24 protein-coding genes and 1 riboswitch are annotated in these 23,255 nt (G+C 71.8%); of the genes, 21 read left to right on the top strand and 3 right to left on the bottom strand.

Translation table 11 applies throughout. The features are described from left to right. Nucleotides 1–17 precede the first annotated feature (17 nt). The 7 genes from ABGB12_RS08830 to metK all read left to right on the top strand — a co-directional run bounded on the left by ABGB12_RS08830 (nucleotide 18) and on the right by metK (nucleotide 5,739). The gene (locus ABGB12_RS08830) at nucleotides 18–1,013 is read left to right on the top strand and encodes a dihydroorotate dehydrogenase (RefSeq protein WP_347676124.1); all 996 of its coding nucleotides are present in this window, start codon (nucleotides 18–20) and stop codon (nucleotides 1,011–1,013) included. Further along, the gene (gene pyrF / locus ABGB12_RS08835; RefSeq protein WP_347675781.1) at nucleotides 1,010–1,702 is read left to right on the top strand and encodes an orotidine-5'-phosphate decarboxylase; all 693 of its coding nucleotides are present in this window, start codon (nucleotides 1,010–1,012) and stop codon (nucleotides 1,700–1,702) included. Before ABGB12_RS08830 ends, pyrF begins: the two co-directional genes overlap by 4 nt. Before the next feature lie 185 nt (nucleotides 1,703–1,887). Continuing rightward, nucleotides 1,888–2,208 carry an integration host factor, actinobacterial type gene (gene mihF / locus ABGB12_RS08840; protein ID WP_347675782.1) on the top strand — a complete coding sequence of 107 codons (321 nt, stop codon included), beginning with the start codon at nucleotides 1,888–1,890 and terminating at the stop codon, nucleotides 2,206–2,208. A 78-nt stretch (nucleotides 2,209–2,286) separates the two neighbouring features. Then, complete coding sequence (gene gmk, locus ABGB12_RS08845; protein WP_347675783.1) at nucleotides 2,287–2,880, top strand: guanylate kinase; 594 nt, start codon at nucleotides 2,287–2,289, stop codon at nucleotides 2,878–2,880. Nucleotides 2,881–2,900: 20 nt separating this feature from the next. Further along, nucleotides 2,901–3,155 carry a DNA-directed RNA polymerase subunit omega gene (gene rpoZ / locus ABGB12_RS08850; protein WP_344453298.1) on the top strand — a complete coding sequence of 85 codons (255 nt, stop codon included), beginning with the start codon at nucleotides 2,901–2,903 and terminating at the stop codon, nucleotides 3,153–3,155. An 11-nt stretch (nucleotides 3,156–3,166) separates the two neighbouring features. Beyond that, complete coding sequence (gene coaBC / locus ABGB12_RS08855) at nucleotides 3,167–4,378, top strand: bifunctional phosphopantothenoylcysteine decarboxylase/phosphopantothenate--cysteine ligase CoaBC (protein WP_347675784.1); 1,212 nt, start codon at nucleotides 3,167–3,169, stop codon at nucleotides 4,376–4,378. Between the two features lie 167 nt (nucleotides 4,379–4,545). After that, a complete protein-coding gene (metK, locus tag ABGB12_RS08860) occupies nucleotides 4,546–5,739 on the top strand; it encodes a methionine adenosyltransferase (RefSeq protein ID WP_347675785.1) in 1,194 nt (397 codons plus the stop codon). A gap of 165 nt (nucleotides 5,740–5,904) precedes the next feature. On the opposite strand, the gene ABGB12_RS08865 is transcribed toward metK, so the two are convergent. Beyond that, nucleotides 5,905–6,261 carry a hypothetical protein gene (locus ABGB12_RS08865; RefSeq protein ID WP_347675786.1) on the bottom strand — a complete coding sequence of 119 codons (357 nt, stop codon included), beginning with the start codon at nucleotides 6,259–6,261 and terminating at the stop codon, nucleotides 5,905–5,907. Between the two features lie 421 nt (nucleotides 6,262–6,682). After that, nucleotides 6,683–6,805 carry a hypothetical protein gene (locus ABGB12_RS08870; RefSeq protein ID WP_347675787.1) on the bottom strand — a complete coding sequence of 41 codons (123 nt, stop codon included), beginning with the start codon at nucleotides 6,803–6,805 and terminating at the stop codon, nucleotides 6,683–6,685. A gap of 229 nt (nucleotides 6,806–7,034) precedes the next feature. On the opposite strand from ABGB12_RS08870, the gene ABGB12_RS08875 reads away from it, so the two are divergent. The 14 genes from ABGB12_RS08875 to ABGB12_RS08940 all read left to right on the top strand — a co-directional run bounded on the left by ABGB12_RS08875 (nucleotide 7,035) and on the right by ABGB12_RS08940 (nucleotide 22,160). Further along, complete coding sequence (locus ABGB12_RS08875; protein ID WP_347675788.1) at nucleotides 7,035–9,197, top strand: primosomal protein N'; 2,163 nt, start codon at nucleotides 7,035–7,037, stop codon at nucleotides 9,195–9,197. A gap of 203 nt (nucleotides 9,198–9,400) precedes the next feature. After that, entirely contained in the window at nucleotides 9,401–11,137 is a 1,737-nt protein-coding gene (locus ABGB12_RS08880) for a hypothetical protein (RefSeq protein WP_347675789.1), read from the top strand. 133 nt (nucleotides 11,138–11,270) lie between these two features. Beyond that, on the top strand, nucleotides 11,271–11,816 hold the full coding sequence (def, locus tag ABGB12_RS08885; protein WP_347676126.1) for a peptide deformylase: 546 nt from the start codon (nucleotides 11,271–11,273) through the stop codon (nucleotides 11,814–11,816). Between the two features lies 1 nt (nucleotide 11,817). Further along, a complete protein-coding gene (gene fmt / locus ABGB12_RS08890; protein WP_347675790.1) occupies nucleotides 11,818–12,744 on the top strand; it encodes a methionyl-tRNA formyltransferase in 927 nt (308 codons plus the stop codon). Nucleotides 12,745–12,828: 84 nt separating this feature from the next. Continuing rightward, nucleotides 12,829–14,247: a transcription antitermination factor NusB gene (locus ABGB12_RS08895; protein ID WP_347675791.1), complete on the top strand. Its 1,419-nt coding sequence runs from the start codon at nucleotides 12,829–12,831 to the stop codon at nucleotides 14,245–14,247. Nucleotides 14,248–14,294: 47 nt separating this feature from the next. Continuing rightward, on the top strand, nucleotides 14,295–15,224 hold the full coding sequence (locus ABGB12_RS08900) for a phosphatase PAP2 family protein (protein WP_347675792.1): 930 nt from the start codon (nucleotides 14,295–14,297) through the stop codon (nucleotides 15,222–15,224). 37 nt (nucleotides 15,225–15,261) lie between these two features. Next, nucleotides 15,262–15,957 (top strand): ribulose-phosphate 3-epimerase, encoded by a 696-nt coding sequence (gene rpe, locus ABGB12_RS08905; RefSeq protein WP_347675793.1) that lies wholly within the window; start codon nucleotides 15,262–15,264, stop codon nucleotides 15,955–15,957. A 163-nt stretch (nucleotides 15,958–16,120) separates the two neighbouring features. Continuing rightward, nucleotides 16,121–16,251, top strand: a riboswitch (FMN riboswitch). A gap of 79 nt (nucleotides 16,252–16,330) precedes the next feature. After that, nucleotides 16,331–16,924, top strand: a complete 594-nt coding sequence (locus ABGB12_RS08910; protein WP_347676128.1) for a riboflavin synthase — start codon at nucleotides 16,331–16,333, stop codon at nucleotides 16,922–16,924. Next, nucleotides 16,921–18,129 (top strand): bifunctional 3,4-dihydroxy-2-butanone-4-phosphate synthase/GTP cyclohydrolase II, encoded by a 1,209-nt coding sequence (locus ABGB12_RS08915; RefSeq protein ID WP_347675794.1) that lies wholly within the window; start codon nucleotides 16,921–16,923, stop codon nucleotides 18,127–18,129. Before ABGB12_RS08910 ends, ABGB12_RS08915 begins: the two co-directional genes overlap by 4 nt. Next, nucleotides 18,129–18,608: a 6,7-dimethyl-8-ribityllumazine synthase gene (gene ribH / locus ABGB12_RS08920; protein WP_347675795.1), complete on the top strand. Its 480-nt coding sequence runs from the start codon at nucleotides 18,129–18,131 to the stop codon at nucleotides 18,606–18,608. Before ABGB12_RS08915 ends, ribH begins: the two co-directional genes overlap by 1 nt. A 222-nt stretch (nucleotides 18,609–18,830) precedes the next feature. Beyond that, nucleotides 18,831–19,706 (top strand): ATP phosphoribosyltransferase, encoded by an 876-nt coding sequence (hisG, locus tag ABGB12_RS08925; RefSeq protein ID WP_347675796.1) that lies wholly within the window; start codon nucleotides 18,831–18,833, stop codon nucleotides 19,704–19,706. 9 nt (nucleotides 19,707–19,715) lie between these two features. Continuing rightward, complete coding sequence (locus ABGB12_RS08930; RefSeq protein ID WP_347675797.1) at nucleotides 19,716–20,147, top strand: PH domain-containing protein; 432 nt, start codon at nucleotides 19,716–19,718, stop codon at nucleotides 20,145–20,147. Between the two features lie 60 nt (nucleotides 20,148–20,207). Beyond that, nucleotides 20,208–21,890 carry a sodium:solute symporter family protein gene (locus tag ABGB12_RS08935; RefSeq protein ID WP_347675798.1) on the top strand — a complete coding sequence of 561 codons (1,683 nt, stop codon included), beginning with the start codon at nucleotides 20,208–20,210 and terminating at the stop codon, nucleotides 21,888–21,890. A 9-nt stretch (nucleotides 21,891–21,899) separates the two neighbouring features. Continuing rightward, nucleotides 21,900–22,160 carry a hypothetical protein gene (locus tag ABGB12_RS08940; RefSeq protein WP_347675799.1) on the top strand — a complete coding sequence of 87 codons (261 nt, stop codon included), beginning with the start codon at nucleotides 21,900–21,902 and terminating at the stop codon, nucleotides 22,158–22,160. On the opposite strand, the gene ABGB12_RS08945 is transcribed toward ABGB12_RS08940, so the two are convergent. After that, entirely contained in the window at nucleotides 22,157–23,251 is a 1,095-nt protein-coding gene (locus ABGB12_RS08945) for a sulfite oxidase (protein WP_347675800.1), read from the bottom strand. The genes ABGB12_RS08940 and ABGB12_RS08945 overlap by 4 nt on opposite strands. Nucleotides 23,252–23,255: the final 4 nt, after the last annotated feature.

Below are 23,255 nucleotides of genomic sequence, written 5' to 3' on the forward strand. Positions count from 1 at the left end.
CGCTCGCGCGACGGAGGATCGCCTTGGACCTGAGTACCCGGATCGGCGCCGTCACCCTGGCCAACCCGGTGCTGACCGCCTCCGGGTGCGGGGGCAGCGGGCGTGAGCTGGCGCAGTTCACCGATCTGTCGCGGCTCGGGGCTTTCGTCACCTGCTCGGTGATGATGCAGCCGCGGGCGGGCCGGCCCACCCCGCGCATCGCCGAGACGCCCAGCGGGATGCTGAACGCGATGGGCCTGCCGGGTCCGGGCGTCGACTCCTTCCTGGCGCGGGACCTCCCCTGGCTTTCCGGACAGGACGTCAGGACGGTCGTCTCGGTCGCGGGCAACACCCTGGGCGAGTTCGGGGAGGTGGCCAGGCTGCTGGCGGACTCCCCGCTGGCGTCGGCGATCACCGCGGTCGAGGTGAACGTCGCCTGCCCCAACGCCGAGGACCGGGGGCGCATGTTCGCGGCCTCTCCTTCCGCCGCCGCGGCGGTGGTGCGCGCGGTTCGCAGCGCAATTCATCGAGATACTCCGGTATTGGCGAAACTTTCGCCCGATGTAACCGATATCGGGACAATTGCCCTTGCGTGCGCGGACGCCGGCGTCACCGGGCTCTCCCTCATCAACACGATGTCCGGTCTGGCCATTGATCCGCACACATTGCGCCCCGCCCTCACCGGGGTTTCGGGCGGCCTTTCCGGACCGGCGCTGCGGCCCGTCGCGCTGCGCTGCGTCTACCAGGTCCACGCCGCGCTGCCGGAACTGCCGATCGTCGGCGGCGGGGGAGTGGCCACCGGCCGGGACGCCCTGGAATTCGTCGTGGCGGGCGCCAGCGCCGTCTCGGTGGGCACCACCCTGCTGCACGACCCGTCGGCCCCCCAAAGGATCTTGAGGGAGCTGGAGGACGCCCTCACCGCCCACGGCATCCCCCGGCTCGCCGACGCCGTGGGGCTGGCGCACCGCGCCGCCGCCGCGATCGGCCCGCAGATCGTGCGCGGCCCCGAAGAACCGATCAAGGAGCTCACATGACCCCCGCACCCGTCGCGGTCGCGCTGGACACCGACGACCTGGCCGTCGCCACCCGCTGGGCCGGGCAGGTGGGCCCGCACGTCAGCACCCTCAAGGTGGGCCTCGAGCTCTACCTCGGACACGGGCCCGCGGTGGTGGAGGAGATCCGCGCGGCGGGCGGCGGGCGCATCTTCCTCGACCTGAAGCTGCACGACATCCCCGCCACCGTCGCGGCCGCGGCCAGGGCCGTGTCCGGGCTCGCCCCGCACTACCTGACCGTGCACGCCTCCGGCGGCGCCGACATGGTCAAGGCCGCGGTCGCCGCGGCCCCTGAGACGAAGATCACCGCGGTCACCGTGCTCACCTCGATGGGCGAGCCCGACCTGGCCGCCGTCGGGCTCGCCGGGCCCGCCCTGGACGCCGCGCGCAGGCTCGCCGCGCTGGCCGTCGGGGCCGGGGCGCGGGCCCTGGTCTGCTCGCCCCGCGAGGTCGCCGCGATCCGGGCCGAGGTCGGCCCCGGCATCGACCTCATCACCCCGGGAGTGCGCCCGCGCGGCGCCGCCGCGGACGACCAGACCCGTGTCGCCACCCCTCGCGAGGCGCTGGACGCCGGGGCGGATCTGCTCGTGATCGGGCGCCCCATCACCCGCGCCGAGGACCCCGCGGCGGCCGCCGCGGGGATCGCTTCGGGGCTGCGCGGACGGGACTGAAGAAAGTCCAGGCAGCCGGGTTCTCCGGGCTCCGTGATGGACACAGCGTGATCTTGTGATTACAGATAGAGAATTTCGTGAATTTCTGGCGGGATAAACTGCCGATCACGTTGCTTTATCAGGGGGTAAGTCGCTAGTTTCCGGGGCGTCCGACTCCGTCGAGTGGAAAACACGAGGTGACCGGCGTGGCTCTTCCGCCTCTTACCCCCGAACAGCGTGCCGCGGCCCTGGAAAAGGCCGCACTGGCCCGCCGTGAGCGCGCTGAGGTCAAGAACAAGCTCAAGCACGGGGGAATCTCTCTCTCTGAGGTCCTCAAAGCGGGCCAGACCGATGACATCGTCGGAAAGATGAAGGTCTCGGCTCTGCTGGAATCGCTTCCCGGCGTGGGCAAGGTTCGTGCCAAGCAGATCATGGAGCGCCTCGGCATCGCCGAGTCCCGCCGGGTGCGGGGCCTGGGTGCCAACCAGCGCGCCTCCCTGGAGCGCGAGTTCGGCGGCGGCCGCTAGGCCGTCCCGTCCCCCCGGCGGGTCAGGGGACAGGTCCTGACCCTGCCGGGTGTTCCACCGTGATAGACCTGAAGCGCGATGGACACCACTGAATCCGCGGCCTCCGCGACCTCCCCGTCCTCGGCCCGGCGGCTCACGGTCCTGTCCGGGCCCTCCGGCGTCGGCAAGAGCACCGTCGTCGCCCGACTCCGCGAGTCCCACCCCGAGGTGTGGCTCTCGATCTCGGTGACGACCCGCAAGCCCCGGCCCGGCGAGACCGACGGGGTCCAGTACTTCTTCACCGACGACGCGGGCTTCGACCGCCTGATCGCCTCCGGCGAGCTGCTGGAGTGGGCGGAGTTCGCGGGCAACCGCTACGGCACCCCGCGCCGCCCCGTCGAGGAGCGGCTGGCCTCCGGAGTCCCCACCCTGCTGGAGATCGACCTGCAGGGGGCCAGGCAGGTGCGGGAGAGCATGCCCGAGGCGCTGCTGGTCTTCCTCGCGCCGCCCAGCTGGGACGAGCTGGTGCGCCGGCTCACCGGCCGCGGCACCGAGTCGCCGGAGGTGATCGAGCGCCGCCTGGAGGCGGCCCGGGTCGAACTGGCGGCCGAGAAGGAGTTCGATCTCACCCTCGTCAACCACTCCGTGCAGGGAGTCTGCGACGAGCTGCTAGCCTTGATGGCTGACCATTGAGGACTCGGAAAGGCGTCAGTGTGGCAGCCAACAGCGAAGGCATCACCAACCCGTCGATCGATGAGCTCCTGGAGGTCGTCGACACCAAGTACGGCCTGGTGAGCATCGCGGCCAAGCGGGCCCGGCAGATCAACGCCTACTACGCCCAGCTCGGCGAGGGCCTGCTGGAGTACGTCGGGCCGCTGGTGGAGACCCAGGTCCAGGAGAAGCCGCTCTCCATCGCCCTGCGCGAGGTGCGCGAGGGGCTCCTGCACACCGAACCCGTCGAGGGCTGAGCCCCTCCGCCTTGGACGAGCAGCAGAAGCAGGACGCGCCGAGGGTCGTCCTGGGGGTCGGTGCCGGCATCGCCTCCTACAAGGTGTGCGAGCTGCTGCGGCGGCTCACCGAGTCCGGGCACTCCGTGAAGGTCGTGCCCACCGCGGACGCGCTGCGTTTCGTGGGGGAGCCGACCTGGGCGGCGCTGTCCGGGCAGCCGGTCGCGACCTCCGTCTGGGAGGGCGTCTCGGACGTCCCGCACGTGCGCATCGGGCAGCGGGCGGACCTGGTGTTCGTCGCGCCCGCCACCGCGGACCTCCTGGCCAAGGCCGCCCACGGCCTGGCCGACGACCTGCTGACCAACACCCTCCTCACCGCCCGGTGCCCGGTGGTGTTCGCACCCGCCATGCACACCGAGATGTGGGAGCACCCGGCCACGCAGGCCAACGTGGCGACGCTGCGCGAGCGCGGCAACATCGTCGTCGAACCCGCCTCCGGACGGCTGACCGGCAAGGACACCGGCCCCGGCCGGCTGCCCGACCCCGCCGAGCTGTTCGAGGTGGCCCGGCTCGTCCTGGCGCGGACGCCGCGGGACCTCGCCGGACGGCGCGTCGTCATCTCCGCCGGAGGGACCCGCGAGCCCATCGACCCGGTGCGGTTCATCGGCAACCGCTCGTCCGGGCTGCAGGGGTACGCCCTGGCGAAGGTCGCGGCGGCCCGCGGGGCCGAGGTCACGCTGGTGGCGGCCAACACCTCCCTGCCCGACCCGGCGGGAGCCGCGGTCGTGCGGGTCGGCTCGGCGCTGGAGATGCGCACCGCCGTCCTGGAGGCCGCCGCGTCCGCCGACGTGGTGGTGATGGCGGCGGCGGTCGCCGACTTCCGGCCCGTGACGTCCGCCACGTCCAAGATCAAGAAAAAGGACGGCACGGACACCCTGCCGATCGAGCTGGTGAAGAACCCCGACATCCTGGCCGAGCTCGTCCAGCGGCGCGTCCCCGGACAGGTCGTCGTCGGCTTCGCGGCCGAGACCGACCACGTCCTGGAGCACGGACGGGCCAAACTGGCGCGCAAGGGCTGCGACCTGCTCGTCGTCAACCAGGTGGGGGAGAACCTCACCTTCGGCGCCCCCGACAACGCCGGGGTGGTGCTGTCCGCTTCCGGACCCGCGCGGGAGATCCCGCGCGGGAGCAAGGAGGCGCTCGCCGCCGTCGTCTGGGACGAGATCGCCGCCCTGCTGGGATGAACCGCCCGCGAAGCCTTCGGCACGGCCTGCGCCATGCCGATCTCGCACCATAGGACTAGACTGCCTTCGGCTCGGCCGGGTGCGCGTTTCGTGAGAGCCTGTCCGCCCCGAGTACCGCAAACCATCTGCTACTGGTGAGTCAGCAGCCGCTGCAAGGAGTTCACGTAGTGTCCCGTCGCCTCTTCACCTCTGAATCGGTCACCGAGGGCCACCCGGACAAGATCGCGGACCAGATCAGTGACGCGATCCTCGATTCCATGCTCAAGGACGACCCGAAGAGCCGGGTCGCGGTCGAGACCATGATCACCACCGGTCAGGTGCACGTGGCCGGCGAGGTCACCACCGAGACCTACGTGGACATCCCGGGCGTCATCCGGGAGAAGATCCTCGAGATCGGCTACGACTCCTCGGCCAAGGGCTTCGACGGCCACTCCTGTGGCGTGTCGGTCTCCATCGGCGCCCAGTCCCCCGACATCGCCCAGGGCGTCGACGACGCCTACGAGGCCCGCGAGGGCGAGGCCGGAGACGACCTCGACCGCCAGGGCGCCGGCGACCAGGGCCTGATGTTCGGCTACGCCACCAACGAGACCCCGCAGCTCATGCCGCTGCCGATCACCATCGCGCACCGGCTGGCCCAGCGCCTGTCCCAGGTCCGCAAGGAGGGCCAGGTCGCCTACCTGCGCCCGGACGGCAAGACCCAGGTCACCATCGAGTACGACGGCGCCAAGGCCGTCCGCCTCGACACCGTCGTGGTCTCCTCCCAGCACGCTCCCGACATCTCCCTCAAGGAGCTGCTGACCCCGGACATCAAGGAGCTCGTCGTCGACCCGGTCCTGGCCGAGTTCGAGCTCGACACCGACGGCTACCGGCTGCTGGTCAACCCGACCGGCCGCTTCGAGATCGGCGGCCCGATGGGCGACGCCGGCCTGACCGGACGCAAGATCATCGTCGACACCTACGGCGGTTACGCCCGCCACGGCGGCGGCGCCTTCTCCGGCAAGGACCCGTCCAAGGTCGACCGCTCCGCCGCCTACGCCATGCGCTGGGTCGCCAAGAACATCGTCGCCGCCGGCCTCGCCGACCGCGCCGAGGTCCAGGTCGCCTACGCCATCGGCAAGGCCCAGCCCGTCGGCGTCTTCGTCGAGGGCTTCGGCACCGAGAAGGTCGACATCGAGAAGCTCCAGGAAGCCGTCCTGGAGGTCTTCGACCTGCGTCCGGCCGCGATCGTCCGCGACCTCGACCTGCTGCGCCCGATCTACTCCCAGACCGCCGCCTACGGCCACTTCGGCCGTGAGCTGCCGGACTTCTCCTGGGAGCGCACCGACCGCGCCGACGCCCTGCGCGCCGCCGCCGGCCTGTGACCCGCGCCTCCTGACGACGGCCCGCACCCTCCGGTGCGGGCCGTCGGCCCTCGGCTGCACCCGGATGCACATGCGGCCATCACGGCGAACGCCCCGGCATGAACCCTTCAGGGACCATGCCGGGGCGTTCAGGTGTTCACAGGGCTTCCCGCGGCGATGTCGGGACTACCACCAGGCGCTGCATCCGCTGTTGCCGCAGACGCGGAAGAGGACCTTGTTGTACCCGTTGGAACTTCCGTAGTCCGCAATGCCCGTGACGGTGACGTAGGAGCTGCTGGAGGTCAGCCGCCTCTTCAGATCGAAGCGGATCCAGGTGTCGTTTCCCCATCCCCTCGAATGGGTTCCCCAGCTCAGGTTGTATTTTCCGTTGCCGATGGACGACCAGGTCTTCCAGATCTGCCAGTGGGCGCCGTTCGGGGTGAAGAGGTAGGTGGTCGCCGAAGCCGCGTGGGCCGTTCCCGGGACGGCGATGACCGCGGCTCCTGCGGCGAGGCCGACGATTGCCGCTTTGATTCGTTTCATGATTTTGATGATCGTCATGCGGAGTGTCGGGTGCAATGCATTTCCGGGGTGTCCAACATCACTTGCGCATGGCTTCGCGGATATGCCTCTCTTCTTACGGTTAACCCTTTTCCCCGCCCAGTGGCTCCGCAATGGATGCGATGGTCCTTTCCCTGGTTGGAGAGGCGTGCGAGCGATTTTTTGGTCTATGGGGAAGAAGGATGGTTTTCCGTTCGGTGACCGAATCACCGCTTTGTCGGTCGATGGTCGCGGAGGCCGGCGGCCCTCCGCGACGTGGGACTACCACCAGCTGCCGCCTTCGCTGGTGCCGCGGGTGCGGAAGAGGACCTTGTCGTACCCGTTGGAGCTTTCGTGGTCGAAGGCGCCCACGGGGTGCTGCAGGGTTTCCGTTGCCGATGGACGGCCAGGTCTTCCAGATCTGTCAGTGGGCGCCGTTCGGGGTGAAGAGGTAGGTGGTCGCCGAAGCCGCGTGGGCCGTTCCCGGGACGGCGATGACCGCGGCTCCTGCGGCGAGGCCGACGATTGCCGCTTTGATTCGTTTCATGATTTTGATGATCGTCATGAGGGGTGCCGAGGGCGATGCCTTTCCGGGATGTTCGACATCGTTGGGGCGTGGATTCGCGGATATGCTTCTCTCCTTGCGGTTGGCCTTTTTCTCCGCTTTGATCGTTCCTTAATGGATGTTGTAGTCCTTTCTCTCCGGTGCGGTCGTGCGGCCTTCGGGAGGTGCGCGCCGTGCCCGGGAGACGGGCGGCGAGTGGTAGGTGTGGGGGGTGAGCGAGGACGGTTTGATCCCGGGGCTGGAAGGGGTTCCGGTCCTGGAGCGCGCGGGGGAGCGGACGCGGCCCGGTACGGGCCGTCCGGCGGCGCGACGCAAAGGGGTGCCCGAGGAGGCGTCGGCTCTGCCCGTCGCGAGGGTGGCGGTCGACGTCTCCCTGCCGCACCTGGACCGGCCGTTCGACTACCTCGTGCCCGCCAAGCTCGACGCCGAAGCGGTCCCGGGATGCCGGGTACGGGTGCGCTTCGCGGGCAAGCTCATGGACGGCTACCTGCTGGAGAGAGTCGCCGAGAGCGAGCACGAGGGCAGGCTGGCCTTCCTGGAACGGGTGATCTCCCCCGAGCCCGTGCTGACCCCGGAGATCGCCGCCCTGGCCCGCGAACTCGCCGACCGCCACGCCGGCACCCTCGCCGACGTCCTGCGGCTGGCGATTCCGCCCCGCCACGCCCGCGCCGAGAAGCAGCCATCGGCCCCTGGCCCCTCCCGCGTCCCCGCCCCGCGGGACCCCGGCCCCTGGGCCGACTACCCGGCGGGCCCCTCCTTCCTGGCCGCACTCGCCGACGGCAGGTCCCCCCGGGCCGTCTGGACCGCGCTGCCGGGCCCCGACTGGCCCGCCGCCGTCGCCCGCGCCGCCCGCGCCACCCTCGCCTCCGGCCGCGGCACCCTCATCGTCGTCGCCGACGGACGCGAGGCCGCCCGCCTCGACACCGCCCTCACCCTGGAGTTCGCGTCCGACGGCGCCACTGCGCAGAACCCCCCCGCGGAGCCGGACCCCGCCGACGCGCCGGAGCCCTTGGGCCGGGACTCTTCGACGGCCGAAGCCGCCTTTGAGGCGGAGCCGGAGGCCGGTCCGGAATGGGTGGTGCTGACGGCCGAAGCGGGCCCGGAGAAGCGGTACCGGCAGTGGTCGCGGGTGCTGCGGGGGGAGGCGCGCATCGTCGTCGGGACCAGGGGGGCGATGTTCGCGCCGGTGCGGGAACTCGGGCTCGTGGTGTTGTGGGACGACGGGGACGACGTGCACGCCGAGCCGCACGCGCCCTACCCGCACGCGCGGGAGGTGCTGGCGCTGAGGGCGCATCGGACGGGGGCCGGAGCGCTTTTCGGGGGGTTCACCCGCACCGCGGACACGACGCAGCTCATCGCCGGGGGATGGGCGCACGGGCTGGCGGCCGCGCGGGAGACGGTGCGGGGCCGGATGCCGCTGGTGCGCCCGGCGGGCCAGGACGCCGAGCTGGCCAGGGACGAGGCGGCGCGGACGGCGCGGCTGCCGGCGCTGGCGTTCCGGACGGCGAGGGAGGCGCTGGCCGAGGGGCCGGTGCTGGTGCAGGTGCCCCGGCGCGGCTACCTGCCCGCGCTGGCCTGCCGCCGGTGCCGGGAGCCCGCCCGGTGCGCCGGGTGCGCCGGGCCGCTGGCGCTGGAGTCGTCGCGCTCCGTCCCCCACTGCCTGTGGTGCGGCGGGCTCGCGGGCGGCTGGAAGTGCCCCGCATGCGGAGACCGCCAGATCAGGGCCGTCGTGGTGGGCGCCGGCCGGACGGCGGAGGAGCTGGGCCGGGCGTTTCCCGGCGTGACGGTGCGGACCTCGGGCCGGGACGGCGTCCTGGCGTCCGTGGGGAGCCGCCCGGAACTCGTCGTCTCCACGCCCGGCGCGGAACCGGTGGCCGAGCGGGGCTACGCCGCCGCGCTGCTGCTCGACGGCTGGGCGCTGCTGGGCCGGGCCGACCTGCGCGCCAACGAGGAGGCGCTGCGCCGCTGGCTGAACGCCGCGGCCCTGGTCCGCCCGCACGGCGGGGTGGTGCTGGTCGCCGACTCCGCGCTGCCCGTCGTCCAGGCCGTCGTCCGCTGGGACCCGGTCACCTTCGCCGAACGGGAGCTGGACGAGCGCCGTGGGCTGCGCTTCCCCCCGGCCGCCCGGATGGCGTCCCTCACCGGCACCCCGGACGCCCTCAAGGACTTCCTGGACACCACCCGCCTGCCCTCCGAAGCCGAGGTCCTCGGCCCCGTCCCGGTGGGCGGCGGCCGGGAGCGGGCCCTCCTGCGCGTCCCCGCCTCCGCGGCGCCCGCCCTGGCCCGGAGCCTGAAGGAGACCCAGGGCATCCGCAGCGCCCGCAAAGCCCCCGATCCCGTCCGCGTCGAGGTCGACCCCCTGGAACTCATCTGAGCCGTCCCCGGGGCGGTCCGCCGGGAGCCGCTCACGAGGAGTCGTCCGGCGGCGGGATTCGTGCGGCGGACGGTCGGCGGGCAGGTGGCCGCCCGCGGAAGAAGCGGTGCCGGGGAGGGAAAGCCCGGAGGTGGAGGGATTCTCGGCCGACGGCTCCGGCGTTCTCGCGCGGAGAGGGGTGGGGAGGGGCATAGGGTACGACGGTGGCTGAGAAGTGGGTGGAAACGACGGTCGAAGGGTTCGAGGCGTGGGCCGCCGCGAAGGGGGGCGCCGACCTGCACGGGGCGCGCATCCTGGTGGAGCTGGCCGACCTGAACCGGACCGCGGAGCTGGACGGGGAACTGCTGCGGGAGATCCTGCTGGAGGACTTCCCCGAGAACGTGGTGGCGGGGCCGGAGGACGGGCCCGCGGTGCTGGGCGCGGCGCGCGACCTGGTGTCCTTCCTCGCCGAGGGCGGGGAGCTGGACGAGGCCCGCGTGCGCGAGCTGACCGGGGTGCTCGACACGGTCGGGCCCGAGTTCGCCGCGGCGCTGGAGGAGAGCAGCGAGAACGACGGGAACGCCGCCGAGCTGTTCCACCGGATGATGAGCGCCGACGGCGTCGACCTCGACGACGAGGCCGCCGTCGAGGAGTGGGTGCGGGAGTTCGAGTCCCTCTCCGACGAGGAGAAGGTCGAGCGTGCCATGCGGCAGTTCGCCGCGGACAACGTGGTGCCGCCCGTCCGGCTGGCGCCCCGCGAGGAGCTGGTCGCCGCGGCCCGCGCGTCGTCGCTCTTCACGAGCGCGCTCGAGCTGGCGGCCTGGGCCGACGGCCGTGCCCTGGAAGAGGGCCGGCTCGCCGAGGACGACGTGAAGACGGCGGTGGAGGCCCTCGGCCTGCGTCCCTCCGATGAGGACGGCGAGAACCTCGAGCTGGAGCACCTCTGGCGGGCCGTGCGGCACGCCGACCTGGTGGAGGTGGAGGGCGGCCGCGCGCGCCGCGCCGAAGGCCTGGACACCGGCGACGACGAGGCCGCGCTGGGCCTGTGGATCGCGCTGTTCGACGGGGTGGTCACCCACGAGTTCGCCGAGGGCGAGGCGCTCAGCCCGCTGGAGGTGTGCCAGGGGGAGCTGCCCAGCGTGCTGCTGCACCTGTACGAGCACGGCACCGCCGCCCCGCTCGGCGAGCTGGTCTCCGGCCTGATCGAGCACGTCCAGGACACCTATGAGGTCGCCGACGCGCAGACCCTCGCGCAGGGCCTGCCGCAGGCGCTGCGGATGGAGCTGGACGGCCTGGCCCGCTGGGGCGCGCTGGCGTCGGCCGACGGCGAGGTCTCCTTCACCCCGCTGGGCGTCTACGCCGTCCGGGAGCTGCTGCTGGCCGACGGCTACACCGCCCCGCTCATCGGCGACCTCGCCGAGGGCTCGGCGGACGAGCTGGTCGCGGGCCTGGTGCACCACCGGGAGGACACCGCCGAGCAGGAGATCGGCCTGTGGCTGGCGGCCCGCTCCGCCGAGGAGGCCGCGACCGGGCTGCTGGAGCTGATGCGCGACGGCCACCCGGCTCAGCGCAACATCGCCGCCGTCGTCCTGCAGCAGGTCGGTCGCGAGGCCGAGCCGCTGGTCCGCGGCGCCCTGGACGCCCCGCAGACCCGCCCGTACGCCGCGATCTGGCTGAACACCCACGGCGACGAGGAGACGGCTCCGTCCGAGTCGGACCTGCAGTGGATGTTCGTCGACACGCTCGCCGGAATGGTCGAGGCGGTGGGCCCGCACGACGCCGTCCAGATCGCCCTGGCCGAGAGCGAGGTCGACAACGACCTCACCGAGCTGGTCGGGGGCGTCTGGCGCCTGGACCACCCCCACGTCGGGGAGGTCCTCGAGGCGATCGGCGAGCACCACCACGACAAGGAGTTCGCCAAGCTCGCCCGCAAGGCGGCCTTCAAGGCCCGCTCCAAGTAGTCCCGGTAGTCCCGCCGCCGCGCCCCGCCCTCGCGGGGCGCGGCGCGGTCGGTCGTGCGAGCTGGCGAAACCGGGGTGAAGGCGCTCGTAGACTGGGCTTGATCCGGAGAACCTTCAGCTTGAGGAGATGGCTTTGGCGGTCAAGCCGATACGTTTGTTCGGTGACCCGGTGCTGCGGACGCCGGCGGAGCCCGTCAAGGACTTCGACAAGGAGCTGCGGCAGCTGGTCAAGGACCTCACCGACACCATGATCGACGCCCCGGGCGCGGGGCTCGCCGCGCCCCAGCTGGGCGTGGGCCTGCGGGTGTTCACGTACTACGTGGACGACCGGCTCGGACATCTGGTGAACCCGTCGCTGGACCTCGGCGAGGAGCAGCAGGACGGCGAGGAGGGGTGCCTGTCCCTGCCGGGGCTGTCGTTCCCGACGCCGCGCGCCTACCGGGCCGTGGCCAGGGGGTTCAACATGCACGGCGAGCCGATCACGGTGGAGGGCACCGAGCTGCTGGCGCGGTGCGTCCAGCACGAGACCGACCACCTCGACGGCATCCTGTTCATCGACCGGATGGACCCCGAGCAGCGGAAGCTCGCGATGAGGGCGATCCGGGAGGCCGAGTGGTTCGGCGAGCCCGCGCCGGCGGTCAGGGACTCTCCGCACCGGACGTTCGGGCGGGCCATCTGAGATGAGACTGGTCTTCGCCGGAACCCCCGAGACGGCGGTGCCGCCGCTCAAGGCGCTGCTGGAGTCCGATCACGAGGTGGTGGCCGTGGTCACCCGTCCGGACGCCCCCGCGGGGCGCGGCCGGAAGCTGGTGGCCTGCCCCGTCGCCGAGCTCGCCGAGGCCCGCGGCATCGAGGTCCTCAAACCCGCCAAGGCGGACGACCCGGACTTCCTGCGGCGGCTGGAGGAGCTGGCCCCCGACTGCTGCCCGGTCGTCGCCTACGGCGCGATCCTGCGCAAGGCGGCCCTGGACGTCCCCCGGCTCGGCTGGGTCAACCTGCACTTCTCGCTGCTGCCCGCCTGGCGCGGCGCGGCCCCGGTCCAGCGGGCGATCCTCGCCGGGGACGAGATCACCGGCGCGATGACCTTCCTCATCGAGGAGGGTCTGGACACCGGCCCGGTCTTCGGTCACCTCACCGAGCCGATCCGGCCCGACGACACCAGCGGCACCCTCCTGGAGCGCCTGTCCCAAGCGGGCGCCCGCCTGCTGCGCGACACCATGGACGGCCTGGAGGCCGGCGCCCTGCGCGCGGTCCCGCAGCCGGAGGAGGGCGTCTCCCACGCGGCCAAGCTCACACCCGAGGACGCCCGGGTCGACTGGAACGCCCCCGCCATGCGGGTGGACCGCCTCTGCCGCGCGTGCACTCCGGCCCCGGGTCCCTGGACGACCTTCCGCGACGACCGCCTCAAGCTCGGTCCCGTGCGTCTGGCCGCCGGCGCGGGCCCCCTGGCCCCCGGCGAGCTGAAGGTCACCAAGAACGAGGTCCTGGTCGGCACCGCCACCCACCCGGTGGCCCTGAGCGAGGTCCAGCCTCCCGGCAAGAAGCGCATGAGGGCCGTGGACTGGGCGCGCGGCCTCCGTCTCACCCCGGAAGACCGCCTCCGGTGACCCCGGGTCGGCGCGGAGAACGGATGTCATTCACCCTGTTCGGCTGTGGTCTGGGCGGGTTTGGTGTGTCAGGGGAGAAGACGGATGCCTGAGCAGCGGCGGCGTAGCGCCCACCGGAACCGGGGCCACGACAATCGGAGGCCCGCGCGGCAGGCGCAGCGGCGGACGCCCGGAGACGCGGTGCGCAAGGCCGTCTACGACGTGCTGCGGGCCGTGGACACGCGGGACGCGTACGCGAACCTGCTGCTGCCCAAGGTGCTGCGGGAACGCGGGCTCGGAGGGCGCGACGCGGCGCTGGCGACCGAGTTGACGTACGGGACGCTGCGCGGCCGGGGGACGTACGACGCGATCCTCGACATGTGCAGCGACCGTCCGGTGAACCAGATCGACGCGCCGCTGCGGGACCTCCTGCGGCTCGGGACGCACCAGCTGCTGCGGACGCGGATCCCGGCGCACGCGGCGGTCTCCACCACCGTCGACCTCGTGCGGTCGGTCGCGGGCCCCGGCCAGGCGAAGTTCGCCAACGCGGTGCTGCGGCGGGTGACCACCCGGGACCTGCCCGGGTGGCTGGTGATCGTGGCGCCCGAGGACGAGCTGGGCCGCCTGTCCGTCACCTACAGCCATCCCCGGTGGGTGGTCTCGGCGCTGCGCGACGCGGTCGGCAAGGACGAGATCGAGGACCTCCTGGCGGCGGACAACGAGCGCCCCGGAGTCACGCTGGTGGCCCGCCCGGGACGCGCGTCCGTGGACGAGCTCTACGAGCTGGGCGCAGGCCCCGCCGCGTATTCCCCGTACGGGGCCTACCTGCCCGAAGGCGACCCCGGGGAACTGGCGCCGGTCCGGGAGGGAAGGGCCGGGGTCCAGGACGAGGGCAGCCAGCTCGTGGCGCTGGCCCTGGCCGCGGTTCCCGTCGAGGGCCCGGACGCCCGCTGGCTGGACCTGTGCGCGGGCCCCGGAGGCAAGGCCGCCCTGCTGTCGGGCCTCGCCGGGCAGAGGGACGCCCGCCTGGTGGCCTGCGACGTTCAGCCGCACCGCGCCGAGCTGGTGCGCAAGGTGGTCTCGCCCGGCACGGCCGTGCTGGTCGCCGACGGAACCCGGCCCGCCTGGAAGCCGGAGAGCTTCGACCGGGTGCTGGTGGACGTCCCCTGCACCGGCCTGGGAGCCCTGCGCCGCCGACCGGAGGCCCGCTGGCGCCGCACCCCGCAGAACGTCGCCGAGCTGGGCCCGCTCCAGCGCGACCTGCTGCGCACCGCCCTGGACTCCGTCCGCCCCGGAGGCGTCGTGGCTTACGTCACGTGCTCTCCGCACCTGGCCGAGACGAGGGTCGTCGTCGACGACGTGCTGCGTTCCCGCCAGGACGTCCAGCGCCTGGACTCCGTGGACGTCCTGACTCAGGTGGCCCCGCACCTCTCGGGCCTGGGCGCGGGCCCGTACGCCCAGTTCTGGCCGCACCGCCACGGCACCGACGCGATGTTCCTCGCCCTGCTGCGCCGCACCGCCTGAGTGGACGGGCGTCCGGAGCATCCCGCCGCGGATGCGATCATCGAGTGATGGCTCAGATACTTTCGGCGATCGGCAGCGCGGTGTTCTCCATCCCGTTCCTGCTGGTCGTCTACTGGTGCGTGAGTCCGGTCGCCGGCGCCAGGGGGCTGGTGCTGCTGATGCTCAGCAGCTCCCTCAACGAACTGGTCAAGCTGTGGACGTCCGAGCCGCGCCCGTATTGGATCGATCCATCGATCGTCCCCGGCGCGTACGTCGACTCGTTCGGCATGCCCTCGGGCCACGCCCAGAACGCCGTCGTGGTGTGGGGGGTCCTGGCCTGGTCCCTGGGTCGCCGCGCCGCCTGGGCGGCGGCGGTCGTGATGGCGCTGGGCATCGGCTGGTCCAGGCACGCGCTGGGCGTGCACTCGGTCGACCAGATCCTGGCGGGCTGGGGACTCGGCCTGGCCGTGCTGGCCGCGGCGATGGCCTGGACGGGGCGATTGGCCGACTGGTGGCGGAGATGGCCGCTGCCCGACCGGCTGGCCCTGGCGGTGCTGCCGCCCTTCGTGCTGTTCGGGGTGACGGTCCTGGCCGCCCGCGGCCTCGGCGACGAGACGTTCCCCTGGACGTGGGTCGAGGCGGTTCGCAGGTCGGGCGGACAGGGGCCGAGGATCTCCTCGGACACCGGTGCCGCGGGCTGCGGCTTCCTCGCGGGCTGCCTGGCGGGCCTGGCGCCGCGGGCGGGGGTGCCCCCGCTGGATCCGGCGAGGGGCTGGCGCCGGGGCGCGCTGCGCGTCCTGGCCGGCCTGGCCGTGCTCTGCCTGCCGACCGCGGCCTACCTGGTCATGGTGGGCCTCGCCTCGCCCTTCGCCCCCGCCGTGTTCGCCCTGGCCGCCCTCGCGGGCGCGTGGGCGGTCTGGGGAGCCCCCGTGGCGTTCGAGCGCCTCGGCCTGGCCGGCGGGACACCGGTGCCCCCGCGCGTTCCCCCGTCCGGGTGAGCGCTCTGGCCTGGCCGAACCCTAAACTCGGTGCATCATGGGAATACAGATCTCTCCGAGCATCCTCTCCGCCGACTTCGCCCACCTGGCGCGTGACATCGAGGCCGTCTCCGACGCCGCCGACTGGGTGCACGTCGACGTGATGGACAACCACTTCGTCCCCAACCTCACCCTCGGGCTGCCGATCGTCGAGTCGCTGCTGAAGCACAGCAGCATCCCGATCGACTGCCATCTCATGATCGCGGACCCGGACCGCTGGGCCCCGGCCTACGCCGAGGCGGGAGCGGGCAGCGTCACGATCCACGCCGAGGCGGCCAAGGCCCCGATCCGCACGCTGCGGATGATCCGCGCGGCGGGCGCCCGCGCCTCGCTGGCGCTGAGCCCGGCCACCCCGGTGGAGCCGTACGAGGACCTGCTGGGCGAGCTGGACATGCTGCTGCTGATGACGGTCGAGCCCGGCTTCGGCGGCCAGAAGTTCCTGGACGTGGTGCTGCCCAAGATCCGCCGCGCCCGCGAGCTGATCAAGGGCCGGGACCTCGACCTGTGGCTTCAGGTCGACGGCGGGGTCTCCGCCGAGACGATCGAGCGCTGCGCCGAGGCCGGCGCTGACGTGTTCGTGGCGGGAAGCGCCGTCTACGGCGCCGAGGACCCGGCCGAGGCGGTGCGCAACCTCAAGGCCCTGGCGGAGAAGACGGTCCGCCCGGAGCGCCCGATCGGCTTCGGCAGGGGCTGACCGGCCGCGGCCCCGCCGTCCGAAGACGGACGCCCCCGGCTGTGCCGAGGAACACCGGCCATGGCAAACTTGTTGGAGAGTCATGAGACTCGCAACGTGAAGTAGTGTCACTGCCAACTCAGGCAGCGGCCTGCGGCGACGTTCAGTGAAAACAGCAGTAACACAGCGTGCTCCGGGGTCGGTGAAATTCCGAACCGGCGGTAAGAGTCCGCGACCCGGCCGAAGCCATCGGCCGGTTGAGCCGGTGGAATTCCGGTACCGACGGTGACAGTCCGGATGGGAGGCAGCGCGCGCGCCGTACCCTGCCCGCATGGGCGAGGGTGTGGTTTTCCTCACCCCCGGAGCTCCCCGCCAGATAAGGGAGGACAGGGGAGTGTTCACCGGAATCGTCGAAGAACTCGGCGAGATCATCAGCAAGACGGACGGCCCGGAATCGGCCGTTCTGCAGATCCGAGGGCCACTGGTCGTCTCGGACGCCGCACACGGCTCGTCCATCGCGGTCAACGGCGTCTGCCTGACCGTCGTGGACCTCAAGGACGACACGTTCACCGCGGACGTGATGCGCGAGACGCTGGAGCGCAGCTCTCTCGGCGCCCTGGAGCCCGGCTCCAGAGTCAACCTGGAGCGGCCGGTACGCCTGCAGGACAGGCTCGGCGGCCATCTGGTCCAGGGCCATGTGGACGGGGTCGGCGTGATCGTCGAACGCGTCCCGTCGGAGAAGTGGGAGATCGTCCGCATCTCCCTGCCCGAGGCGCTCAGCCGCTATGTGGTGGAGAAGGGCTCGATCACGGTCGACGGCGTCAGCCTCACCGTGGTGGAGGCGGCCGAGGACTCCTTCACCATCAGCCTCATCCCCACCACCCTGGAGTTGACCACCCTGGGTCGCAAGGGTCCCTCAGACCCCGTGAACCTCGAGGTGGACGTCGTCGCCAAGTACGTCGAGCGCATGATCGGAGCGCGGCAGTGAGCGTTTTCAGCACCATCGAAGAGGCGATCGCGGACATCGCCGCGGGCCGTCCGGTCGTCGTGGTCGATGACGAGAACCGCGAGAACGAGGGCGACCTCGTCTTCGCCGCGGAGCACGCCACCCCCGAGCTGATGGCCTTCACCGTCCGCTACACCTCCGGCTACATCTGCGCCCCGCTCACCGAGGCCGACTGCCTCCGGCTCCAGCTGCCGCCGATGTACCACACCAACCAGGACGTGCGCGGCACCGCCTACACCGTCAGCGTGGACGCCGCCGAGGGCGTGAGCACCGGCATCTCCGCCGCCGACCGCGCCCACACCATCCGCCTCCTGGCCGACCCGGGCACCGTGCCCTCCGACCTGCGCCGCCCCGGCCACGTGGTGCCGCTGCGCGCCCGCGAGGGCGGCGTGCTGGTGCGGCGCGGCCACACCGAGGCCACCATCGACCTGGCCCGGCTGGCCGGCTGCCGCCCCGCCGGGGTGCTGTGCGAGATCGTCAACGACGACGGCACCATGGCCCGGCTGCCCCAGCTGGAGGTCTTCGCCAAGGAGCACGACCTCAAGCTGATCTCCATCGAGCAGCTGGTGGCCTACCGCAAGCGCACCGAGCGCCTGGTCTCCCGCGACGCCCAGACCGTCATCCCCAACCGGTTCGGCGACTGGCGCGCCTTCGGCTACACCAGCTCCATCGACGGCGGCGAGCACATCGCCCTCGTCTACGGAGACCTCGGCGACGGCGAGGACGTGCTGGTGCGGGTGCACTCCGAATGCCTCACCGGCGACGTCCTGCACTCCGACCGCTGCGACTGCGGCGCCCAGCTCGACGCCGCGATGGCCGAGATCGCGCTGGCGGGCCGGGGCGTGGTGGTCTACCTGCGCGGGCACGAGGGCCGCGGCATCGGCCTGATCGCCAAGCTCAAGGCCTACGCGCTGCAGGACCAGGGCTCCGACACCGTGGACGCCAACGTCGAGCTCGGCCACCCGGTCGACGCCCGCGACTACACCAACGCCGCGCACATCCTCGCCGACCTGGGCGTGGAGTCGGTGCGGCTGCTGACCAACAACCCGGCCAAGGTCGAGGCCCTCACCGGCTTCGGCGTGCGGCTGCTGGGCCGGGCCGCGATGCCGGTCCACGTCACCGAGCACAACCTCCGCTACCTGACGGCCAAGCGCGACCGGCTCGGACACCACATCGAGGGGCTGTGATGAGCGGCGAAGGACGTCCTCAGGACACCACGGTCGAGGCCGGCGGCCTGACCATCGGGATCGTCGCGGCCCGCTGGCACGGCCCGATCACCGACCAGCTGCTGGCCCGGGCCGTCGAGGCCGCCAAGGCGTGCGGCGCCCATCCGACCGCCGTCCGGGTGGCGGGCGCCCTCGAGCTGCCGGTCGTGGCCCAGCAGCTGGCCCGCACCCACCACGCGGTCGTGGCCCTGGGCTGCGTCGTCAGGGGTGAGACCGCTCACTTCGACTATGTCTGCGACTCGGTGACCGCGGGTCTGACCAGGATCGCCCTCGATGAGGCGACCCCGGTCGGCAACGGCGTCCTGACCTGCGAGAACCTGGCCCAGGCCGAGAACAGGGCCGGTCTGCCCGGCAGCGCCGAGGACAAGGGCTGGGAGTCGGTCGTGGCCGCGCTGGACGCCGCTTTGACCCTCCGTGAACTGCGGCGGAGCGAAGTCTGAGATCCGAGCGCGGTAGAGTAACGTGCCCGCAACACGGCGGGCACGTTACCCGCGTTCAGCGAGGCAGGGAGGCGAATGTGACCGCGCTCAGCACGGCAGAAGACCTGCGAGGGCCGCGTCACGGGAGCCATGCCGGGCACGGCATGGAGCATCGACGCTCCTGACGGCTCCGGAACGGTTCCCAGACCACGCCATCCCTGACCATCACTGAAAGGCATCACTGTGCTCTCCCTCGTACTTCCCAAGGGCTCGCTGGAAAAGGCGACCTTCGAGCTGTTCGGCGCCGCCGACCTGGCCGTCCAGCGCTCCAGTGACCGCGACTACCGGGCGTCCATCGACGACCCGCGCATCGACAAGGTCCGGGTGCTGCGCCCGCAGGAGATCCCCACCTACCTCGAGCAGGGCCTGTTCGACCTGGGGATCACCGGCCGCGACTGGATCAGCGAGACCGACGCGGACGTCGTCTCGCTGGGCGAGCTGAAGTACTCCAAGGCCACCTCCAACCCGGTCCGGGTGATCATGGCGGTGCCGCAGGACGCCCCCTGGCAGAAGGTCTCCGACCTGCCGGACGGCGTGCGCATCTCCACCGAGTTCCCGGCGCTGACCGACCGGTTCCTGGCCGAGCACGGCGTCAAGGCCAAGGTCGTGCCGTCCTACGGCGCCACCGAGGCCAAGGTCCCCGACATCGTGGACGCGATCGTCGACCTGACCGAGACCGGCTCGTCGCTGCGCAAGAACGGGCTGCGCATCCTCGACACCCTGCTGGTCAGCTACACCGAGCTGGTCGCCAACCGCGAGGCCTACGAGAACCCCGAGAAGCGCGCGGCGATGGAGGACATCGCGCTGCTGCTGCAGGGCGTCATCCGGGCCCGCGGCAACGTGCTGATCAAGCTGAACGTGTCGGCCGCCCAGCTCCAGGACGTGCTGAACGTGGTGCCCTCCATGGCCTCCCCGACCGTCACCCCGCTGGCGGGCGGCGAGATGTTCGCGGTGGAGAGCGTCGTGGCCAAGAACGGCATCAACGAGCTCATTCCGAACGTCAAGGCCGCGGGCGGCCGCGACATCCTCGAGATCCCGATCTCGAAGATCATCGACTAGCGGGGATCCGTGACCGGCAAGACCTGGCGGCCCCGCCGCACCCGGGCGATGGCCTACGCGATGGCGGCCGTGATCATGGTGCTCATGATCTGGCTGGCCCTCGCGATCGCCGACACCTTCAAGCTGGTCGACCGGATCGGCATGCTCCTCTTCGGCCTGCTCGTGGCGGCCATCCTCGCGATGGTCGCCCGGGCCCGGGTCACCGCGGACGACGAGGGCCTGACCGTCGTCAACCCGCTGCGCACCCACCGCTACAGCTGGGCCGAGGTGGTGGGCGTCTCGTTCGAGCGCGGCGCCCCCTGGCCCTACCTGGACCTCTCCGACGGCACCTCCAAGGGTGCCGTCGGCATCCAGGGCTCGGAGGGCGAGGCCGCCTGGACCGCGGTCACCGAGCTCCGGCAGCTGATCGCCGAACGCGGCGAGGCCCAAGAACCCCGCTGACCTCGGTCAAGATCGCTCCATCGCCCGCTGGCGGGCCGCCGGGGCGGGAATGCACGGCGGGTGACACTTCCCGCCGCGCAGGACGGTGAGCTCAGGCTCGACGTCACCGCCCTGGACTACCTGATCCTCGCGATCTACTTCGCGACCGTGCTCGGGATCGGTTTCGCCGCGCGGCTGACGATCCGCTCCAGCGTGGACTTCTTCCTGTCCGGGCGTTCGCTGCCCGCCTGGATCACCGGCCTGGCGTTCCTGTCGGCCAACCTCGGCGCGACCGAGATCCTCGGCATGGCCGCCAACGGCGCCCAGTACGGGCTGATGACCACGCACTACTACTGGATCGGCGCGGTCCCGGCGATGGTCTTCCTCGGCATCGTGATGATGCCGTTCTACTACCGATCCGGCGTGCACAGCGTGCCGGAGTTCCTGCGCCGCCGGTTCAACTCCCAGACCCAGCTGCTGAACGCGGTGACCTTCGCGATCGCGCAGATCCTCATCGCGGGCATCAACCTGTACGCGCTGGCGCTGGTGATGCGGGCGCTGGTCGGCTGGCCGCTGCCGGTCTCGGTGGTGGTCGCCGCGGCGTTCGTCCTGGCGTACATCACGCTGGGCGGCCTGTCCTCGGCGATCTACAACGAGGTGCTGCAGTTCTTCGTGATCGTCGCCGGGCTGATCCCGCTGGTGGTGCTCGGGCTGATCAAGGTGGGCGGCCTCGGCGGGCTGGCCGACCGGATCAGAAACGACTCCCCGCTGGGCGAGCCGGGCCTGCACACCTGGGCCGACACCGGGTCCACCGCGGACAACCCGATGCAGGCGAGCTGGCTGGGCATCCTGCTGGGCCTGGGCTTCGTGTTGTCGTTCGGGTACTGGACGACGAACTTCGCCGAGGTGCAGCGCGGCCTGTCGGCCAAGAACACGGCGGCGGCCCGGATGACCCCGATCGTCGCGGCCTTCCCCAAGATCGTCATCCCGGTGCTCACCGTGGTCCCCGGCATGATCGCGCTGGTGGTGTTCCCCGCGCTGAGCGAGCCCGGCGCCACCTACAACAACGCGATCCCGCTGCTCATGGGGGACCTGCTGCCGAACGGGGTGCTGGGGGTCGCGCTCACCGGGCTGCTCGCCTCGTTCATGGCGGGCATGGCGGCGAACGTCTCGGGCTTCAACACGGTCTTCACCTACGACATCTGGAGGGGGCACCTGCGCAAGGGCCGCCCCGACACCTACTACGTGTCGACCGGCCGGTGGATGACCGTCGTGGCCGTGGTCGGCGGCATCATGACGGCGTTCATCGCCGCCCAGTACAGCAACATCATGGGCTACATGCAGCAGCTGTTCTCGTTCTTCAACGCGCCGCTGTTCGCCACCTTCATCCTCGGTCTCGTGTGGCGGAAGATGACGCCCTGGGCGGGCTTCTGGGGGCTGCTGATCGGCACGCTCAGCGCCGTCACGTCCTACCTGCTGTTCCTGGCGGGGCCGCTGGAGGACTTCTACGGGACGGAGCTCAACGCCAGCTTCTGGGGCGCGGGCATCGCGTTCGTCGTGGACATCACCGTGTCCGTCGCGGTCAGCCTGGCGACGGCGGGCACGTCCAAGTCGGACGAGGAGCTGAAGGGCCTGGTGCGGGGCCTGCCCAGCGACCGGCCCGACGACTTCCAGGCCGGCGACGAGAAGTGGTACCGCTCGCCCGTCAAGCTGGGCCTGGGCGCGCTCGCCCTGTCCCTGGCCTGCTACATCCCGTTCTGGTAGGAGCCCGAGATGCGCCGTCTGCTCACCGAACTGCTGGCCAACCTGCTCGACATCCGGGTCGTCATAGGCGGTCTCTTCGCCATCTACGGCGTCATCCTGACGGTCGTCGGGATCATCGACAGCCCGGCCGCCCGCCAGAAGGCCCAGGGCGTGGACATCAACCTGTGGGTCGGTCTGGTGATGCTGGCGTTCGGCCTGTGCTTCCTGTTCTGGAGCATGCTCCATCCCAGACACCAGGTCCACGAGGCCGAGGAGCCCGACGAGGATTAGACGACCGTGACGGGGTGGCGGACGACCGCGCCGAAGAGGTAGCCCTTGGTGTTGTAGGGGGCGCCGAGGGACTGGGTGACGCCCAGCTCGTCCGTGGCGCGGGCCATGAGCTCGGCGGGGCCGCGGCTCGAGGGAGACCAGGGGAACTCCCACTGGGCCCAGGTGTGGGGCAGGCGGGGGCCGACGATCCGGGCGGGGCGCCACTGCAGGCCGCCGTCGGTGCTCACCTCGACCGAGCGGATCGCGCCGTTGCCCGACCAGGAGCGTCCGGTCAGCAGGTACTCGCGGCCCTTGGCGATCCTCGCGCGGGGGGAGAGCTCGAAGGCGCTCTTGACCGGCACCGTGGTCAGCGGGGCGCTGCCCTCGGGCGGGTGCCCCAGCCCGAACAGCCGGTAGAAGTCGGTGTCCCAGGGGGAGTGCAGGGGGCCGGTGGAGACCTCGATGTCCCCGAGCCACTTGATCGAGGCGACGCCCACCCAGTCGGGCACGACCAGCCGCGCCGGGTGGCCGTGCTCGGGCCGCAGCGGGTGGCCGTTCATCTCGTAGGCGACCAGGACGTCCTTCATCGCCTTGGAGACGGGCAGGGGCCTGCGGACGGGCCCGTAGTCCACCCCGTCCCTGATGAAGGGGCGGTCCAGGCCGCGGGGGAGCAGGTCCACCGCGTCGTCGCGCAGGCCGGCCCGCTCCAGCAGCACCGACAGCGGGACGCCGGTCCAGTGGGCGACGCCGATCGCGCCCAGGCCCCAGGGGGTGCCCTCCACCCGCTGGTTCTGCTGGACGGTGTAGAGGCTGCGGCCGTTGCCGGCGCACTCGATGAACGCGGTCACCGAGCGGGAGGGCAAGGCGCGCAGGTCCTCCAGGCCGAACTCCACGGGGCCGCCGAGCAGGCCGTCGCCGTGCAGCCGCATCGTCCACGTACGCGGATCGATCTCGGGGACCCCGCTGTGGCAGCGGACGAAGAACTGCTCCGCGGGGGTGTGGTGGCCGGATCCGCGCAGGCACTCCCAGCGCATCTCGAAATCCTCGCCGGTGCCCGGGCGGCCGGCGTCGCGGACCTGCTGTCCGCGGAACGAGTCTTCACGCAGCACCATCTCA

The sequence above is a fragment of the Actinocorallia sp. B10E7 genome (genome assembly GCF_039871655.1).
Taxonomy (GTDB): domain Bacteria; phylum Actinomycetota; class Actinomycetes; order Streptosporangiales; family Streptosporangiaceae; genus Actinocorallia.

Excerpts from the sequence above, each read along its gene's own strand:
- pyrF (WP_347675781.1), top strand. The coding sequence starts at position 1,010 with ATGACCCCCGCACCCGTCGCGGTCGCGCTGGACACCGACGACCTGGCC.
- gmk (WP_347675783.1), top strand. The coding sequence starts at position 2,287 with ATGGACACCACTGAATCCGCGGCCTCCGCGACCTCCCCGTCCTCGGCC.
- ABGB12_RS08865 (WP_347675786.1), bottom strand. The coding sequence starts at position 6,261 with ATGAAACGAATCAAAGCGGCAATCGTCGGCCTCGCCGCAGGAGCCGCG.
- ABGB12_RS08870 (WP_347675787.1), bottom strand. The coding sequence starts at position 6,805 with ATGAAACGAATCAAAGCGGCAATCGTCGGCCTCGCCGCAGGAGCCGCG.
- fmt (WP_347675790.1), top strand. The coding sequence starts at position 11,818 with ATGAGACTGGTCTTCGCCGGAACCCCCGAGACGGCGGTGCCGCCGCTC.
- ABGB12_RS08895 (WP_347675791.1), top strand. The coding sequence starts at position 12,829 with ATGCCTGAGCAGCGGCGGCGTAGCGCCCACCGGAACCGGGGCCACGAC.
- ABGB12_RS08900 (WP_347675792.1), top strand. The coding sequence starts at position 14,295 with ATGGCTCAGATACTTTCGGCGATCGGCAGCGCGGTGTTCTCCATCCCG.
- rpe (WP_347675793.1), top strand. The coding sequence starts at position 15,262 with ATGGGAATACAGATCTCTCCGAGCATCCTCTCCGCCGACTTCGCCCAC.
- ribH (WP_347675795.1), top strand. The coding sequence starts at position 18,129 with ATGAGCGGCGAAGGACGTCCTCAGGACACCACGGTCGAGGCCGGCGGC.
- ABGB12_RS08940 (WP_347675799.1), top strand. The coding sequence starts at position 21,900 with ATGCGCCGTCTGCTCACCGAACTGCTGGCCAACCTGCTCGACATCCGG.
- ABGB12_RS08945 (WP_347675800.1), bottom strand. The coding sequence starts at position 23,251 with ATGGTGCTGCGTGAAGACTCGTTCCGCGGACAGCAGGTCCGCGACGCC.